The sequence below is a fragment of the Nocardioides sp. Iso805N genome (assembly GCF_000364605.1).
Taxonomy (GTDB): domain Bacteria; phylum Actinomycetota; class Actinomycetes; order Propionibacteriales; family Nocardioidaceae; genus Nocardioides.
Genome location: NZ_KB822591.1, coordinates 1 through 15501, shown reverse-complemented (window position 1 = coordinate 15501; position 15501 = coordinate 1). Strand labels below are relative to the sequence as shown.

The window sequence follows — 15501 nt, the reverse complement described above, 5'->3', positions numbered from 1 at the left end:
CGAGCTGGAGCTCACCCCCGATCAGGAGGCCGCCGCCCCACCGGCGGGGCCGCTTGCCCTGAGCGGGCCATCACCTTGATCTGAACCCGTCACACCTCAGCAAACCGGAGTCCTCATGACCGTCGCAGAAAAGACATCGACCAGAACGGGCGCGTGTAGCGTGCGCAACTTCAACCACAACTTCGTCAACCACGACGGGATCCTCGAGACCCTCACCAAGACCGGCGGCCAGCTCGGCCTGCGGTCGCTGCAGATCGAGTGGGACCTGTGATGGCCGGGCCGATGAGCGGCGTCCGCGTCGTCGAGGTCGCCCAGTTCACCTTCGTCCCGGCCGCCGGCGCCGTCATGGCCGACTGGGGCGCGGACGTCATCAAGGTCGAGCACGCCCGGACCGGCGACGCCCAGCGCGGGCTGATGAAGGTCTTCGGGCTCGACGCGATCAGCAAGGGCAGCAGCTTCCATCCGATGATGGAAGGCCCCAACCGCGGCAAGCGCAGCATCGGGTTGGCACTGGAGAAGGCGGAGGCGAGGGAGCTTCTCTACGAGATCGTGCGCACCAGCGACGTCTTCCTCACCAACTTCCTTCCCGAGGCTCGACAGAAGCTCGGGATCGATCTGGAGGACATCCGCAAGATCAACCCGGACATCATCTATGTCCGCGGCTCCGGCTTCGGTCCGAGCGGCCCGGAGAGCAACAAGGGCGGCTTCGACAGCACCGGCTTCTGGGCGCGGGGTGGAAGCGGTGCCCAGATCAACGAGTCGACGGAGTTCTTCCTCGACCAACCGACGGGTGCCTACGGCGACTCAATCGGCGGCATGACGATCGCCGGCGGCATCGCGGCTGCGCTCTTCAAGCGGGCGACCACGGGGGAGACGTCGGTCGTCGACGTCTCGCTGCTGTCGGTCGGCGCGTGGACCACGCAGTTCTCGGTCAACATGGCACTCATGGTCGGCGGGCCGGTTCCGAGCAGGCCGCCGCGGAAGTACGGCTCGGCCAGCAACCCGCTGACCGGCCCGTACCAGACCTCCGACGGTCGCTGGATCATGCTGGCGATGCTGCAGCCTGGCCGCTACTGGGCCGACTTCATGACGGCCGCGGGCCGCTCCGACCTCGCAACCGACGAGCGCTTCGACACCGGGGAGAAGGTCCTGGCGAATGCGGCGGAGGCCTCCGACGTGGTGGCGGAGCTGTTCGCGACCAAGACCTACGCCGAGATGACGGCGGCCCTGGAGAGTCAGGAAGGTCAGTGGGCGGCTGTCCAGAACACGTGGGAGGTCGGCAACGACATCTCGTTGCGGGCCAACGGCATGGTGGCGAAGGTCGAGGATGCCGAGGGTGTCGAGCGTGAGCTGATCGCGAACCCCGTGCAGTTCGACATGACGCCCGTCTCGATCACGCGGGCACCGCAGTTCGCCGAGCACACCGACGACATCGTCCGCGAGCTGGGCCACGACGACGAGCGTCTGATCGAGCTCAAGCTGCTCAACGCGATCACCTGATCCCGACGGCAGACGCGGCGGCAGCCGGTGACCCTCGCAGGTGTCACCGGCTGCCGCCGGCCGTTTCCCTCCGTGGCCGAGCTGGCAAGGAGCCCCGGCGCTATCGTGATCACTGGCGGATGCCGCGACGATGCCGTATTGCGCGACACCGCCATCAGGCCCGCGGCTTCAAGGCCGACCTGTTCGGGAGAACCCGCCCCTAGTCAGCGAACCGCGGGTCACCTTCCGCTTCGGCTGGACGCCGACCGAGATCGTGGGCGACGGGTCGATGCGACGGATCCGCTTCGCCTCGACGTACGGCGACGGCGAGGGCGAGGGCGAGCTCGAAGCGGGCCTCGTCATCGGTGCGATCGCTGGACACTCAACCCGCGGAAACTGACCTCTCGCGGCTACCGGCCTGCCCGGCCTGGTGGCGTCAGGATGCGCGCATCTTCTCGATGAGCCGGGCAGCCTCATGCAGGTCTGCGCCCTCGTCGGCGAAGACCTTGAGGGCCACCTCGCTGAACGCGGCCGAGGCCGGCGACGGATCTCCTGCCTGACGCAGCATCGCCACCGGCCAGCGTCGAGCGGGCGTGAGGGGACGCACGACGACGTCCGGACCCGGGTTGGCGGGAAAGGCTCCTCGGGTCGTGATGTGCGTCCCCAGCCCCTGCGCCACCAGGTCGACGCTCGTCTCGAAGTGCTCGCACTCGACGCCGTAACGCGGCGTCGCTCCTGCCGCCGCGAAGTTTCGGTCGAGGAGGATGCGCATCGGGTGGTCCCGACTCGGTGCGATCACCGGAAGCTGAGCCACCTCCTTCAGGGTGATGGGGTCCTTGCTGCCGCCGATCGGAGAGTCTCGCGGAACGAAGGCGACGCTCTCGTCGACGGCCACCGGCGTGATGTCGAGAAGGTCATGGGTCACCCGGAGCTCGATGTCGTCGTTGAAGAGCGCGAAGCCGATGTCCGCCGCGCCGGACTCCACGTTCCGGTGGACGCCGGTGGTGTTAGACGGTGGCAGCAGCTTGATCGTGACGCCGGGATGGAGGTCGCGGAACGCCGCAACCACCTTCGTCACCGGGGTGACGAAGGTGATGTACGGCGCGATCGTCAGCGTGCCGGTGTCGAGGCCGCGCAGGGCGTTGACCGTCTCCTGGGTGTCATCGACGGCGCGGAGCACGTTGCGGGCCTGCCGCACCAGCACGTTCCCGGCCTCGGAGAGGACGGTTCCCTTCGAGGACCGGTGGAACAGCTTCGCGCCGAACTCCGCCTCGAGACGGGCCACCGACTGGGAGAGCGAGGGCTGCGTCAACGAGAGCAGTTGTGCGGCGCTCGAGAACGACCCGCTGTCGGCGACCGCGACGAAGCAGCGGAGCTGCTGGATCTCCATCGGACCATCCTTTCATCCGTGCCGCTGACGCAGGTCGTAGGACTCAGTCGCGCCGCAGCAGCATCGCGCCGGACGGTACGCCGCCGCCCGCCGACACGACAGCGGTGCGGGCATGCGGGACCTGGAGACCGGGCGCCTCGCCACGCAGCTGCAGCATCGCCTCGCGGACGAAGCCGTAGCCGTGCAGCCGCCCCGCCGAGAGCTGGCCGCCGTGGGTGTTGAGCGGCAGGCGTCCGTCGATCGCGATGGCCTTGCCGCCCTCGAAGAAGTCGGCTGCCTCGCCGAATCCGCAGAAGCCGAGCGCCTCGAACCACGAGACGGCGTTGAAGGTGAACCCGTCGTAGAGCTCCGCGATGTCGATGTCGTCCGGAGTCAGGTCGGTGCGAGACCACAGGTGGGCGGCCGGCCCGAGCGTCTGGGGAAGATGCGTGAAGGTGTCCTGGTCCCAGCTCAGGCGCTCCATGATCTGGGTGCCGATCGCCTCGACGTAGACCGGTGTGGATCGGAGGTCGCCGACGGTCTCCTTGGCCGAGACGATGATCGCGACCGCGCCGTCGACCGGAACGTCGCAGTCGTAGAGGCCGAACGGCGTCGAGACCATCCGGGCGTTGACGTAGTCGTCGAGCGTCAGCGGGTCGCGGTACACCGCCTCGGGGTTGGCCGCGGCGTTGGCACGCGCGGTGAGGGCGACCGGTGCCAGCACCTCCTCGCGGGTCCGGCCGTACCTGTGCAGGTACTGGGAGGCCGCCATGCCGATCCAGGACGATGCGGAGACCGCGCCGTAGGGAAGGCGATACTCGGACATCACGCCCTCGGCGCGGCCGGACGACTCCTTCCAGAAGCCGCTGCGGGCGAGCTCGGCGTGGGTGGCCTGCCAGACCGTGCGGAAGCACAGGACGTGGCGGGCCATGCCACTCGCGACGGCCATCATCGCGTTCATGATCGAGCCGATCTGACCGGGCGTCTCACCGCCGCCGTTGATCCAGGTCGGCGTCAGCTGCAACGCCTCGACCAGCGCGCTGATCCCGCCCTCGGACATGCCGTGGGGGAGATTGCCCGGGTAGCTGCAGATTCCATCGATGTCGGCCAGGGTGAGACCCGCGTCCTCGATCGCGGAGAGGGTGGCCTCGATGGTGAGCGCGATCGGGTCGGTCATGAGCCGGCGCCCGACCCGCGACTGGCCGACGCCGGTCAGTGCCACCTCGTCCTCCGGTTTGCGGGCCGAGGCGGGAGCACGCAGCGCGGCCCGGTAGTCGCGGATCTCGGGTTGCGGCCCGTCGTCGCCGCCACCCTCGGCGAGGGGGACGGGCTCGAAGAGCGGCAGCCAGATCCCGTCGTCCAACTCCTCGAACAGCACCCTGACTCGGGTGCCGACGCGGACGTCGCTGGGCGGGCAGTTCACCACGTTCGTGGTGATCCTGCAGCCGTCGTCCTCGTCGAGTGCCACGTTCGCAATGGTGTACGGAGGTGGCAGCGAGGGGAGCCACTGCTGATGATTCACGCTGACGCCGATCACGGTGCCGGCGCCCGACACGGGCGTGAAGGAGACCTTCTCACCTCGGCACGAGCGGCACCGAGGCATGGGCGGCATCTGGTACGACCCGCAGTCGGCGCATCGCTGCACGCGCAGGACGCCGTCCGACCCCGAGGCCCAGTACTCGCGGCTGGCGAGGCTGGGTTGCGGGACCGGACGCCCGGTCGCTTTCGTCATCGGCTCAGCCCTCGCTGCGCGGGAACCGGAAGACCTCGCGCGCGTTCAGCTCGACCATCTGGTGGACCTCGTCGTCGGGGACGTCGACGAACTGCTCGGCCAGGATCTTGCGGCTGTTGGGCCAGTTCGAGTCGGAGTGGGGGTAGTCGACCTCGACCGTCAGACGGTCGATGCCGATCTCGTGACGGTTCTTCACGCCGAAGTAGTCCGAGATGAAGCAGCCGTAGAAGTGCTTGCGGATCAGGTCGGCCGGGTCGGTGGCCTTGTCGATGTCCTGGTACCAGCGGTGCCGGGACCAGGTCTCGTGGGCGCGCTCGCTGATGTAGGGCAGCCAGCCGATGCCGCCCTCGGAGAGCATGATGCGCAGGTCGGGGTGCTTCTGCAGCTGCCCGGAGAAGACCCAGTCGAGCGTCGACCACATGAGGTTGGTCGCGAACCCGGCGATCGCAACGGCGTACGGCGAGTCGCCGGCAGCGGGCGGGTTGGGAGACAGGGCCGCGCTGGAGTAGTTGAAGCCGGGGACGTAGCCACCTGACCCGAAGTGCAGGCTCAGCGGGATCTGGTGGTGCTCGAGTGCGCTCCAGAACGGGTCCCAGACGGGGTTGTGGAACGACGGCATGCCCAGCATCGTCGGCGCGTCGGGGAAGGAGACCGTGCGAGCGCCCTTGGCAGCGATGCGCTCCAGCTCCTGCACGCACAGGTCGACGTCCCACGTCGGCAGGATGCCGAGCGGGATGTAGCGGTCCGGTGCCGATCCGCACCACTCGTCGATGCTGAAGTCGTTCCACGCCTTGACGCAGGCGAGCGCGAGCTCCTTGTCGTTCGCGCGGTGGAAGACGTTGCCGCCGAAGCCGGGGAACGACGGGAAGCACGCGGCGGCCTGGACGCCGTCGATGTCCATGTCCTTGACGCGCGCCACCGGGTCGTAGCACCCGGGGATCATGTCCTCGTAGCGGACCGGCTCCATGCCGAAGTCCTCGAACTTCTTGCCGGCCACGGCGTTGAGTCCGATGTAGGGGTACCGCTTTCCCTCGTAGACCCACACGTGGTGGCCCTGCTCGTCCTCGATGATCTGCGGGCCCGCCTCGACGTACTTCGATGGCAGTCGATCGCTCCACACCCGCGGGTGCTCGATCAGGTGGTCGTCGACCGAGATGATGTGCATGTAGTCCTGCAGGGGCATGAACGTTCCTCCGGCGAAGTCAGGTGATTGTGATGACGATCATATAGCATACTGTTATGCATGATCTAGTTGTTCGTTATGAGGAGTTCAGTCGTGAGTGATGCTCAGCCACAGTTCGAGGTCGTCCAGCGCAACGAGGAGGACGAGGACCACGATCTGCTCACCTACAACGAGTCCGCGGCCCGGATGACGGAGGAGATGGCCCTGATCCGCGGGGCGATCGAGAGCGGGGAGGGCGATGCCGAGACGTTGCACGCCCGTCTCGCCCTCCTCGAGTCGGCGTACGAGCGCAACGTGACGCGCTCGAAGACCGACGTCAACGGCTCTGGCTTCTTGGCGTACGAGGGTCCTGGCAGCACCCTCTAGCAAGGTGCCGTGCCGTTTCCGCATGCTCGAGCAGGGCGGCAAAGGGCGAGGCGTCAGCCCCCTCAGCTGGGCTGACGCCTCGCGTCCTTGTTGGCATCCCGAGGATGCGCGGGTCAGGCCGCCGAGCTCTCCCCGAGGTAGGCGGCCTCGATCTTCTTGGGGTGCGCGATGAGGTCGGCGCCGGTGCCGGTCAGGGCCACCTCGCCGTGGGCCAGCACCATCGCGGTGTCCGAGATGCTGAGCGCGAGCTGCACGTGCTGCTCGACGAGCACCACGCCTGCCCCGGTCTCGTCGGCGACCCGCCTGAGCACGGGAAGCAGCGCCTCGACAATCACCGGAGCGAGCCCCATCGAGAGCTCGTCGATGAGCAGCACCCGCGGCCGCTGCACGAGGGCACGGCCGATCGCGAGTTGCTGCTGCTCCCCACCGGAGAGCAGCCCCGCCTGGACGTTGAGGCGCTCGGTCAGGCGCGGGAACAGGTCGTAGACCTCATCGACGCCGGCCTTGTCCTTGGCCGCGAGCTTGAGGTTCTCGGCGACCGTCAGCGTGCGGAAGAGAGCGCGATCGTCGGGGACGTAGGACAGTCCCGCCTTGACGGTGGGGCGCGGCCTTCCGCTGTGGATCTCCTGGCCGGCTACGGTGACCGACCCGGACATGCGCGGGAGCATCCCGCTGATCGCGAGCAGCGTGGTCGTCTTGCCGGCACCGTTCGGCCCGAGGATCGAGAGCACCTCGCCGGCCTTGACGGTCAGGTCGAGGTCGCGGACGACGGGGGACGCGACGTAGCCGGCGCTGAGGCCTTTGACCTCGAGCAGGATCTCGCTCATACCTGCGTTCCTTCCGTGGCGGTGGCGTCGTCACTTTCGACGACGATGCTCTCGAGCGCCGGCTCCTCGCCATGGCCGCCGCCGAGGTAGGCCTTGATGACGGCGGGGTCGTGGCGAACGTCGGTGGGTGAGCCGTCGGCGATCTTCTTGCCGAGGTCGAGAACGACGATGTGGTCGCACGTCTCAAGAACGAGACCCATGTCGTGATCGATCATGACGATGGTCATGCCGGCGTCACGGACCCGCTTGAGCCGCTCGCCGAGCCAGAGCGACTCGGTGCTGTCCAGGCCCGCGGCCGGCTCGTCGAGCAGAAGCACCTTCGGCCGGCCCGCCAGTGCACGGGCGATCGAGACGAGCTGGCGCTGTCCCTGGGAGAGCTCGGCGACCGGGCGCTCTGCCACGACCTGGAGGCCGAGCAGACGGAGCAGGGCCTCCCATTGGTCCTGGTCCAGCGGACCGTCGGAGCCCGCCATACCGACACGGATGTTCTCCGCGACCGTCAGGTCCTCGTAGAGCTCGATGGCCTGGAACGTACGGCCCAGGCCGGCCCGGACCCGCCGGTGCGCCGCCATGCCGTCGACGCTGCGGCTGGCCACGGCGACCGATCCGGTGGCCCGTCCCGCGAAACCGCTGAGCGCGTCGAGGAGCGTGGTCTTTCCGGCTCCGTTGGGGCCGATGAGGCCGAGGATCTCCCCGTCGCGGGCGACGAAGGAGACGTCGTCGAGTGCTGTCACACCGCCGTACCGGACCCCGACCCCCTCCACCGTCAGCACGGGCTCGCCGAAGGTGAGGTCGGTGCGAGGCGTCACCTCGCCGCTGGCGTTCATCACGTCGCCGCGAGTGATCTCGCGCTCGTGACGCGTGCGCCACCTGTGGATCAGCTCGTGCACCGGTCCGGTGATGCCCTCGGGGTAGACGATCACCGTCACGACGAGGAGCGCACCCATGACCACGGCGAAGTACGTGTCGAGGCTGAGCCACTGGTTCAGCAGGTAGTAGAAGAATCCGCCCGTGGCCCCGATGACGCCGGCGTTGATGCCGCCGAAGACCGAGGAGACGCCGCTGAGGTAGACCGCGGCGAAGATCGCGATGCCGCCGAGCGTGGAGTACGTCGATGCGTTGGCGACCTGCTGCTGGTAGGCGAGCATCGAGCCGCCGATGCCGGCGATGAAGGCGCCGATCGCGAATGCCGCGATCTTCACCTGCGCGACGTTGATGCCCGACGCTGCGGCCGAGCGCTCGTTGGCCCGCACCGCCAGCATCGAGGCACCCAGACGCGAGCGGCGCAGGAGGGCCACGCCGATGGCGACCAGCGTCAGGACCACCAGGCACGTGAGACCGAACGCCACCCGGGGATATTCGTGGCCGCCGCCGATGCCCAGGTCGAGGCCGAAGAGCTTCGGCTCCTTGATGGGCGCACCGGCCGTCCCGCCGTTCCATTGCGGGTTGAGGAACCAGATGGACTCGATGGCTGCCGCGATCGCCAGGGTGATGACGGCGACCGGAAGGCCGCGCAGACGCAGCGCGGGCAGACCCAGCACGACCCCGAGCACCGTGACGCACAAGGCAGCCAGGATCGGCGCGATGGGGAAGGGGATGTGCGCCTGGGTGGTGAACCGGGAGAGCAGGAATGCCGCGCCGCCGGCGAGCGTGATCTGGGCCAGCGAGACCTGGCCGGCATATCCCGTGGTCACGACGTAGGAGAGCGAGATGATCGCGTAGACGATCGAGACGATCACCGCACCGCGCCAGTTGCCGTGCAGCGCCAGGAGCGCAACCACGCCGATCACCACGCCGATCGCGGTGCCGAGCGGGATGTTGCGCGGGAGCGGGGCTCGGCCGATCGAGGTGACCGCGACGGCGGCCCGCTGGGGGATCCCGCCGCCCTGGACCAGAAGGACCACGATGATGACGGCGAGGGGGACGAGCTTGTCGACGCCGGCCTGCGGGAAGTGGGCGACGCTGCTCTGTGCGTACACCGCCACCGACTGCAGCGCGCCGATGGCGATGCCGGCGGCGATCGCGGGAGCGAGTCGACTGAAGCCGCCGACCATCGCCGCGGCCAGCGCGGGCACGATGAAGAGGGTGTAGGCCTGGGGGACGAGCGGCAGGATCGGCGCGATCAGGATCCCCGACAGGCCTGCGACGACCGCGCCGAGGACCCAGTTGGCTGCTGCGATCGTGTCCGGCGAGAGGCCGCTGACCAGCGCACCCCGCTCGGTCTCCGCCACCGCGCGGGTCGCGAGTCCGAAGCGGGTGTAACGCACGAGCGCGCCGAGCACCAGTCCGACGGCGATGACGATGCCGGCGATCCAGAGGCGATCCTCCGGCAGCCGAGCCCCGCCGATGCTGACGGCCTTCGAGGGCAGGAAGCCGGTGACGCTGACCGGGCTGGTTCCCACCCGCGCCGCCAGCAGGCTCTGGATCACGAGCATCACGCCGATGCTCGCGACGGCCTTGGCGACAGCGGAGGCGCTTCGCAGCGGTCGGAAGATGAGGAAGTAGAGCACCAGCCCCAGGACGGCGGCGATCGCGAGCGAGATGAGGATCGCCGGAGCGGTGGCCACGGGTCCACCGAGGTCGATGCCGACCGGCGTCCCTGGCAGCGGGCTGAGCAGCTGCCCGTTGCGCAGGTAGGCGAAGGTGTAGGCGATGTAGAGCGAGATCGCTCCGGTGCTGAAGTTGACGACGCCCGAGGAACGGAACGTCACCACCAGGGCCGAGGCGAGCGCGGCATACACCGCGCCGCTCCCGATGCCCAGGAGCAAGAAACTGAGGTACTCGGTCATGCTGAGGAACTCCCTTGGAGGAGTGGATCACGGTGCACCGGGCGGTCCCGCCAGGGGGTCCGCCCGGTGCACCGGTGTCCGGAGGTGACTACGAGAGCGGTGCCAGCGTGGGGGTGCTGCCGTCGGCCATGACGTTGCCCACGAGCGTGCCAGCGCCGCAGAGCGACGTCACGCCGGGGAACTGCTTGCCGTCGCACGTCACGGTCAGACCGCCGCCGAGGGCGAGCGGGACGCCCTTGACCTTGTGCAGGGCGGCGATGATGTTCGCCGGCGTGGGATCGGTGCTGCCGATCGTGGAGCCCGCCGCGTTGATGAAGGTCAGCATCGACTGGTAGCCGCTCGGGGCCTGCAGGGACAGCTGGGCGCCCGCGGGGGCGTACTTGGCCATGACGGCGCGGTAGGTCTTCGCGGAGTCGCTCTGCGTCGTCTGGTCACTACTGGTGAAGAGGACCGACTTCGCGAGCGCGGAGCCCGCCGACTTGTTGAAGGCATCCGAGAAGCACGGCTGGATGAGGTACGGCGTGGTGTCCGTGCCGAGGGTGGAGAGGGCCTTCATGGCCGCGGTGCACATCGTGGTGTCGCCGACCAGGCCGACCGCGGTGGGCTTGTCCTTCACGCCGGCGGTGACCTGCGGGGTCGCGTCCGGCGTGCCGGCCGGGATGGGCGTGATCGTCAGGTCGATCTTGGCCGCGGCGAACGTCGGCTTGGCGATGGCGCTGACGCCTGCGACCACCGAGCCCGTGTCGGTGATGAAGAGGGTGAAGTTCTTCGCGCCCTGCTCGGCCGCCTTCCGGGCGAATCCGGCGATCGTGGCGGGGACGCCGCCGGTCCAGAAGAAGGACGTCGGGTTCGTGAGCTCCTGCGGGGTCGCGCCGCTGTAGCTGGTGTAGGCGATGCCGGCCTTGCCGAGGATCGAGGCCATGACCGGGCCCTGGCCCGTGTTGGTGATGACGACGGCGGCGACGCCGTCCTGCACCATCTGGTTGGCGCAGGCGGTGGCCGAGGGCGCGTCCTCCGCCTGCTTGCAGATGTCGAGCTTGATGACGTGGCCGCCGAGCCCGCCGAGGTCGGCGTTGGCATACTTGACCGCGGCCTCGGCCGCGACGCGACCCTCCGGAGCGTCGATGTTGGTCCCACCCTCGTCGCTGATCAGGCCGATCGTGACGGCGGACCCGGTGGCCTTCTTGCCGGGGAAGGTGCCCGCCGGCGCTGCGCTGATGGCCGAGTCCTTGTCGGCGTGGCTGGAGGATCCCGAGTCGTTGTTGCTGCTGCTTCCACAGGCCGCGGCCGTGAGGACCAGCGGCAGCACTGCCACAGCGGCCAGTGCGCGTCGTGCTGAGGTGCGACGGTGTGTCATCTTCGAGCATTCCTTCTGGCGGTGGGCGGTGGCCCTTCGGAGCGGCGCGTCGAGGTGACGCAACCGTGTGATTTCAGTCACCGGACCATAGATGATCTAGTTCACATAGGTCAATGATCTAAATGGTTAAGGTCTTGCACAGGGGGTGGCGGCGGACGCCAGGGAGGGCCGTTGACAGCCGGCGGCGGACCGGATTGCATGCTCGCTAATAGTCATATGATCTAACTGGGAGTCCCGATGTCAGAGCCCGACCGCACGCCCCCGAAGGTGCATCTCCGGATCCATGGCGAGAAGCTCGCTGTCGGCTCCGGCGGCTCCCACGAGCACGTCTCACCGGCCACCGGCGACGTGGATGCGGTGATCCCGATGGCCGGCAAGGAGGAGATCGACCTGGCGGTGGCCAAGGCGCAGGAGGCTTTCGGGACCTGGAAGCGGACCCGTCCAGCGGTGCGGCGCCAGCTCCTGCTGAAGCTGGCCGATCTGATCGAGGCACACGCGGCCGAGTTCGGGCGCCTGGGAGCGCTGGACAACGGGACGCCGCTCGCGGCGGGGGCAGCCTTTCCGCAGCTTTCGGCCGAGTGGACCCGCTACTACGCGGGCTGGGCGGACAAGCTGACCGGCGACCTCACGGGCAACCCGCAGGACCTGGGCGAGCTCGGCTACACCCTGGCCCAGCCGTACGGCGTGGTCGGCATCATCATCACGTGGAACGGCCCGCTGATCTCGTTGGCGATGAAGATCCCCGCCGCAGTCGCCGCGGGCAACACCGTCGTGGTCAAGCCCTCGGAGCTCACGCCCTTCTCCGGTGAGCTGTTCATGGATCTCGTCGAGGAAGCGGGCTTCCCGCCGGGCGTGATCAACGTGCTTCCTGGCACCGCCGAGGCAGGCGCCCACCTGGTGAGCCACCCGCTGGTCAAGAAGATCACCTTCACCGGTGGCCCGGCCACGGCCTCCAGGATCCTGGAGGCCTGCGCTGCCGACATGAAGCCGGCGGTGCTCGAGCTGGGCGGCAAGTCGGCGAACATCGTCTTCGAGGACGCCGACCTGCTCGCGGCCTGCCGGCTCGGGACGACGTTCTCGCTGATCGCCCTGTCCGGTCAGGGATGCGCCTTCGCGACCCGGATGATCGTCCAGGACTCCGTGTACGACGAGGTCGTCGCCACGGTGAAGACGATCGCCGAGAACATCCCGGTCGGCGATCCGTTCGACCCCGAGATCGCCTCCGGACCGGTCGTCAACGAAGCCGCCGTGGACCGGATCCTCGGCATGATCGAGCGAGCCGAGGAGCAGGGCGCCACGGTCCTCACCGGCGGCAAGCGCATCGACCGCCCCGGCTACTTCATCGAGCCCACCGTGCTCGTCGACGTCGATCCGGCCAGCGAGATCGCCCAGACCGAGGTGTTCGGACCCGTGCTGTGCCTCTTCCGGTTCTCCACCGAGGAGGAGGCCATCGCGCTCGCCAACGGCACCCGCTACGGGCTCTCGTCGTACGTCCAGACCAAGGACCTTACGCGCGCGATCCGGGTCGCCACCGAGCTGGAGGCCGGCGAGACCCTCATCAACGGGGCGATGAACCTGCAGGTAGGCAGGCCGTTCGGCGGCTTCGGGCTCTCCGGCGTCGGCAAGGAGGGTGGTCGCGAGGGGATCGAGGAGTTCCTCCGCACCCGCAGCATCGCCATCGCCATCTGAGCACGACCCGTCGCACCACCCTCGAGATCAGGAGTCTGTTCATGACCGCAACACAGGAGGGCCGCGTCGCTCTCATCACCGGCGCCGCGCGCGGCCAGGGCCGCGCTCACGCCGTACGTCTGGCCCGGGAGGGCATCGACATCATCGGCCTCGACATCTGCGAGGACATCGCCAGCTTCGACTACTCCTGCGGCACGTGGGCGGAGCTGGAGGAGACCGCCGCCCTGGTCGAGAAGGAGGGGCGCACCATGGTCATCGGCAAGGCTGACGTGCGCGATGGCGAGGCGGTCAAGCAGGTCGTCGACGAGGGGGTCGCCCGCCTCGGCCGCCTCGACATCGTCATCGCCAACGCCGGGATGATCCGCTACGGCGCCACCGAGAACCCCGTCCAGGAGTGGCAGGACACGCTCGACGTCATCCTCACCGGCGCGTTCAACACCGTCCAGGCGACGATCGAGAGACTGGTCGACGGCGGCAACGGCGGCTCGATCGTGCTGGTCAGCTCCAGCGCCGGCCTCAAGGGGACGGGCACCGATGCTCCCGCGGCCCAGGCCTACACCGCGGCCAAGCGGGGGCTGGTCGGCTATATGCAGGTGCTCGCCCAGCAGTACGCCGCCCACATGATCCGGGTGAACACGATCCACCCCACCGGCGTGGTCTCGGGCATGACGACCAATGCTGCGATGCAGAAGATGGCCGCAGACCCGAACACGAACATCGCCGCGATGCAGAACCTGCTTCCCGTGGCCATCCTGCAGCCGGAGGACATCGCGAACGCGGTGGCCTACCTGGTCAGCGACGAGGCGAAGTTCATCACCGGCACCCAGTGGGCGCTGGACGCGGGGTTCTCGATCCGCTGACCCGATCGCGGGGTACTGCCGCTTCTGTCAGCTCCCTGTCAGCGGTGCCCCGCGATCGCGTGCGGCGTGTAGTGCGCCTCGAGCGACCCGACCTCCTCGTCGGTCAGGGTGAGGTCGAGGGCCCCGAGGGCATCGGTGAGGTGGTGCGGCTTGGTGACGCCGATGATCGGTGAGGTGACGGCGGGCCGGGAGAGCAGCCACGCCAGGGCGACCTGCGCGCGCTGCACGCCCCGTGCCTCGGCGACCTGCCCGACGGCGTCGACGATGTCGCGATCTCCGGGCTGGTAGAGGCCCGCGCCGAACTCGTCGGTCTGGGCGCGTGCTGTCTCGGCATCCCACTCGCGGGCGAGCCGTCCGCGGGCCAATGGGCTCCACGGCAGGACGCCGACGCCCTGGTCGGCGCAGAACGGGAGCATCTCGCGCTCCTCCTCACGGTAGAGGAGGTTGTAGTGGTCCTGCATCGAGACGAAGCGGGTCCAGCCACCGAGGTCGGCGGTGTACTGCGCCTTCGCGAACTGCCAGGCGTACATCGACGAGGCGCCGATGTAGCGGACCTTGCCCGCCTTGACCACGTCGTGGAGCGCCTCCATGGTCTCCTCGATCGGCGTACGGCGGTCCCAGCGGTGGATCTGGTAGAGGTCGATGTGGTCGACGCCGAGGCGACGAAGACTGGCGTCGACCTCGGTCATGACGGCGTGCCGCGAGAGCCCGGCGGCATTGGCGTCCGCGCGCATCGGGCTGAACAGCTTCGTCGCGATGAGGACCTCCTCACGGCGGGCCATCGTGCGCAGGAGGCGTCCGGTGATCTCCTCGCTGCTGCCGCCGGAGTAGGCGTTGGCGGTGTCGAACATGTTGATGCCGGCGTCGAGTGCCGCGCGCACGATCCCTCGCGCGGCCTCCTCGTCGAGGACCCATGGATGTCCGCCGCGCGACGTGTCGCCCCAGCTCATGCAGCCGAGTGTGAGTGCCGAGACCCTCAGGCCGGTCTTGCCAAGGCGCCGGTAGTGCATAGCAGTCTCCTCATGGGTCGGTGCTCGGGTCCGGTTGTTTCGGGGATCGGTGTCGGGCCGATCGGGCACGGGTCGCCGGCCGTGGCATCGCGGACGATCGCACCGAACACCAGCTCGCTGACCTCGTCGGTGATGTCGGCGACGGTGTCGAGGTCATGGCGCAGCCGGGTCAGCCCCTCCGCGATGAGCCGGTAGCCGACCGCCGCGTGCCGGGCCGCGGAGTCCGGGCCGAAGAGCAGGCTCGGCTGCTGGTCCGACGGGTGGATCACCATGGTGGTGCCGGTGCCGACGAGGTCCCGGACCATCGCCGGGCCGCCCGTGTCTCGGAACTCCCGATGGACCGCTGTGAGGTCCTCGGCCGTGATCGCGGGCAGATCCGCCATCAGCAGCCCGATCGCGTCGACCCTGGATCGGAGCGCGTGCTCCCGCCCGCGGTCGAGCGCGGCGCACAGCCCCGCGCGCTCCGGCTCGGGTACGACGTCGGCGCCGAGGGCGATGGTGATGGCCGCCAGAACGGGGTCCGAGGTCACCACCGTCACCGAGCTCACGTCGCGACACCCCATGGCGGTGGCGACCGTGTTGCTCAGCAGGTGCTGGGCGACCTCGCGGCGTACAGGATCGGGAAGGTCGAGTCGTGACTTCGCCTCCGCCAGGCGCTTGGCCGGGATGACGATCGCGAGCCGGTCAGCGGGCCGCACAGGCGACCTGCGTGGACCCGACCTCGCCGTACAGGGTCGTGCGTTCGCGGACGGGGCGGTTGATGCCGTCGGCGATCTGGGTGATCTCGGCGACGGTCTTGGCTGAGCCGAACTCCGAGCCGGCCATCCGGGAGATGGTCTC

The 15501-nt window shown here is 68.9% G+C and carries 12 protein-coding genes and 1 pseudogene; 4 read left to right on the top strand and 9 right to left on the bottom strand.

Going from position 1 to position 15501, the window contains the following annotated elements:
• Nucleotides 1-282 precede the first annotated feature (282 nt).
• Complete coding sequence (locus H036_RS0120790; RefSeq protein WP_198290044.1) at nt 283-1500, top strand: CaiB/BaiF CoA transferase family protein; 1218 nt, start codon at nt 283-285, stop codon at nt 1498-1500.
• Nucleotides 1501-1915: 415 nt separating this feature from the next.
• Here H036_RS0120790 and H036_RS0120780 read toward each other — a convergent pair whose 3' ends face one another.
• From H036_RS0120780 to H036_RS0120770, 4 genes and pseudogenes are all read right to left on the bottom strand, one after another.
• Nucleotides 1916-2869 (bottom strand): LysR family transcriptional regulator, encoded by a 954-nt coding sequence (locus H036_RS0120780; RefSeq protein WP_017936740.1) that lies wholly within the window; start codon nt 2867-2869, stop codon nt 1916-1918.
• Between the two features lie 43 nt (nt 2870-2912).
• Nucleotides 2913-4451 carry a thiolase C-terminal domain-containing protein gene (locus H036_RS0120775; protein ID WP_232421924.1) on the bottom strand — a complete coding sequence of 513 codons (1539 nt, stop codon included), beginning with the start codon at nt 4449-4451 and terminating at the stop codon, nt 2913-2915.
• Nucleotides 4428-4580: pseudogene (locus H036_RS26220) on the bottom strand (zinc ribbon domain-containing protein); the annotation flags it as partial. The pseudogene H036_RS26220 and the gene H036_RS0120775, both read right to left, overlap by 24 nt.
• 4 nt (nt 4581-4584) lie before the next feature.
• Nucleotides 4585-5763, bottom strand: a complete 1179-nt coding sequence (locus tag H036_RS0120770) for an amidohydrolase family protein (protein WP_017936738.1) — start codon at nt 5761-5763, stop codon at nt 4585-4587.
• Nucleotides 5764-5856: 93 nt separating this feature from the next.
• Here H036_RS0120770 and H036_RS23995 point away from each other — a divergent pair, with 93 nt between their 5' ends.
• Nucleotides 5857-6129: a hypothetical protein gene (locus H036_RS23995; protein WP_017936737.1), complete on the top strand. Its 273-nt coding sequence runs from the start codon at nt 5857-5859 to the stop codon at nt 6127-6129.
• Between the two features lie 113 nt (nt 6130-6242).
• On the opposite strand, the gene H036_RS0120760 is transcribed toward H036_RS23995, so the two are convergent.
• The 3 genes from H036_RS0120760 to H036_RS0120750 all read right to left on the bottom strand — a co-directional run bounded on the left by H036_RS0120760 (nt 6243) and on the right by H036_RS0120750 (nt 11102).
• Nucleotides 6243-6956 (bottom strand): ABC transporter ATP-binding protein, encoded by a 714-nt coding sequence (locus H036_RS0120760; protein ID WP_017936736.1) that lies wholly within the window; start codon nt 6954-6956, stop codon nt 6243-6245.
• Nucleotides 6953-9745, bottom strand: coding sequence for a branched-chain amino acid ABC transporter permease/ATP-binding protein (locus tag H036_RS23990; RefSeq protein WP_017936735.1), 2793 nt, complete (start codon nt 9743-9745; stop codon nt 6953-6955). Before H036_RS23990 ends, H036_RS0120760 begins: the two co-directional genes overlap by 4 nt.
• An 88-nt stretch (nt 9746-9833) precedes the next feature.
• Entirely contained in the window at nt 9834-11102 is a 1269-nt protein-coding gene (locus H036_RS0120750) for an ABC transporter substrate-binding protein (RefSeq protein WP_017936734.1), read from the bottom strand.
• 237 nt (nt 11103-11339) lie between these two features.
• Here H036_RS0120750 and H036_RS0120745 point away from each other — a divergent pair, with 237 nt between their 5' ends.
• Both H036_RS0120745 and H036_RS0120740 read left to right on the top strand, forming a co-directional pair.
• Nucleotides 11340-12791, top strand: a complete 1452-nt coding sequence (locus H036_RS0120745; protein ID WP_017936733.1) for an aldehyde dehydrogenase family protein — start codon at nt 11340-11342, stop codon at nt 12789-12791.
• Nucleotides 12792-12832: 41 nt separating this feature from the next.
• Nucleotides 12833-13651, top strand: coding sequence for a mycofactocin-coupled SDR family oxidoreductase (locus tag H036_RS0120740; RefSeq protein ID WP_017936732.1), 819 nt, complete (start codon nt 12833-12835; stop codon nt 13649-13651).
• Nucleotides 13652-13689: 38 nt separating this feature from the next.
• On the opposite strand, the gene H036_RS0120735 is transcribed toward H036_RS0120740, so the two are convergent.
• Both H036_RS0120735 and H036_RS23985 read right to left on the bottom strand, forming a co-directional pair.
• On the bottom strand, nt 13690-14661 hold the full coding sequence (locus H036_RS0120735) for an aldo/keto reductase (protein WP_017936731.1): 972 nt from the start codon (nt 14659-14661) through the stop codon (nt 13690-13692).
• Complete coding sequence (locus H036_RS23985) at nt 14628-15359, bottom strand: NTP transferase domain-containing protein (protein WP_017936730.1); 732 nt, start codon at nt 15357-15359, stop codon at nt 14628-14630. The genes H036_RS0120735 and H036_RS23985 overlap by 34 nt, the downstream gene beginning before the upstream one ends.
• Nucleotides 15360-15501 lie beyond the last annotated feature (142 nt).

Coding starts and splice junctions, on each gene's coding strand:
- H036_RS0120790 (WP_198290044.1), top strand. CDS start 283: ATGAGCGGCGTCCGCGTCGTCGAGGTCGCCCAGTTCACCTTCGTCCCG.
- H036_RS0120780 (WP_017936740.1), bottom strand. CDS start 2,869: ATGGAGATCCAGCAGCTCCGCTGCTTCGTCGCGGTCGCCGACAGCGGG.
- H036_RS0120775 (WP_232421924.1), bottom strand. CDS start 4,451: ATGCCTCGGTGCCGCTCGTGCCGAGGTGAGAAGGTCTCCTTCACGCCC.
- H036_RS0120770 (WP_017936738.1), bottom strand. CDS start 5,763: ATGCCCCTGCAGGACTACATGCACATCATCTCGGTCGACGACCACCTG.
- H036_RS0120760 (WP_017936736.1), bottom strand. CDS start 6,956: ATGAGCGAGATCCTGCTCGAGGTCAAAGGCCTCAGCGCCGGCTACGTC.
- H036_RS23990 (WP_017936735.1), bottom strand. CDS start 9,745: ATGACCGAGTACCTCAGTTTCTTGCTCCTGGGCATCGGGAGCGGCGCG.
- H036_RS0120750 (WP_017936734.1), bottom strand. CDS start 11,102: ATGACACACCGTCGCACCTCAGCACGACGCGCACTGGCCGCTGTGGCA.
- H036_RS0120745 (WP_017936733.1), top strand. CDS start 11,340: ATGTCAGAGCCCGACCGCACGCCCCCGAAGGTGCATCTCCGGATCCAT.
- H036_RS0120740 (WP_017936732.1), top strand. CDS start 12,833: ATGACCGCAACACAGGAGGGCCGCGTCGCTCTCATCACCGGCGCCGCG.
- H036_RS0120735 (WP_017936731.1), bottom strand. CDS start 14,661: ATGCACTACCGGCGCCTTGGCAAGACCGGCCTGAGGGTCTCGGCACTC.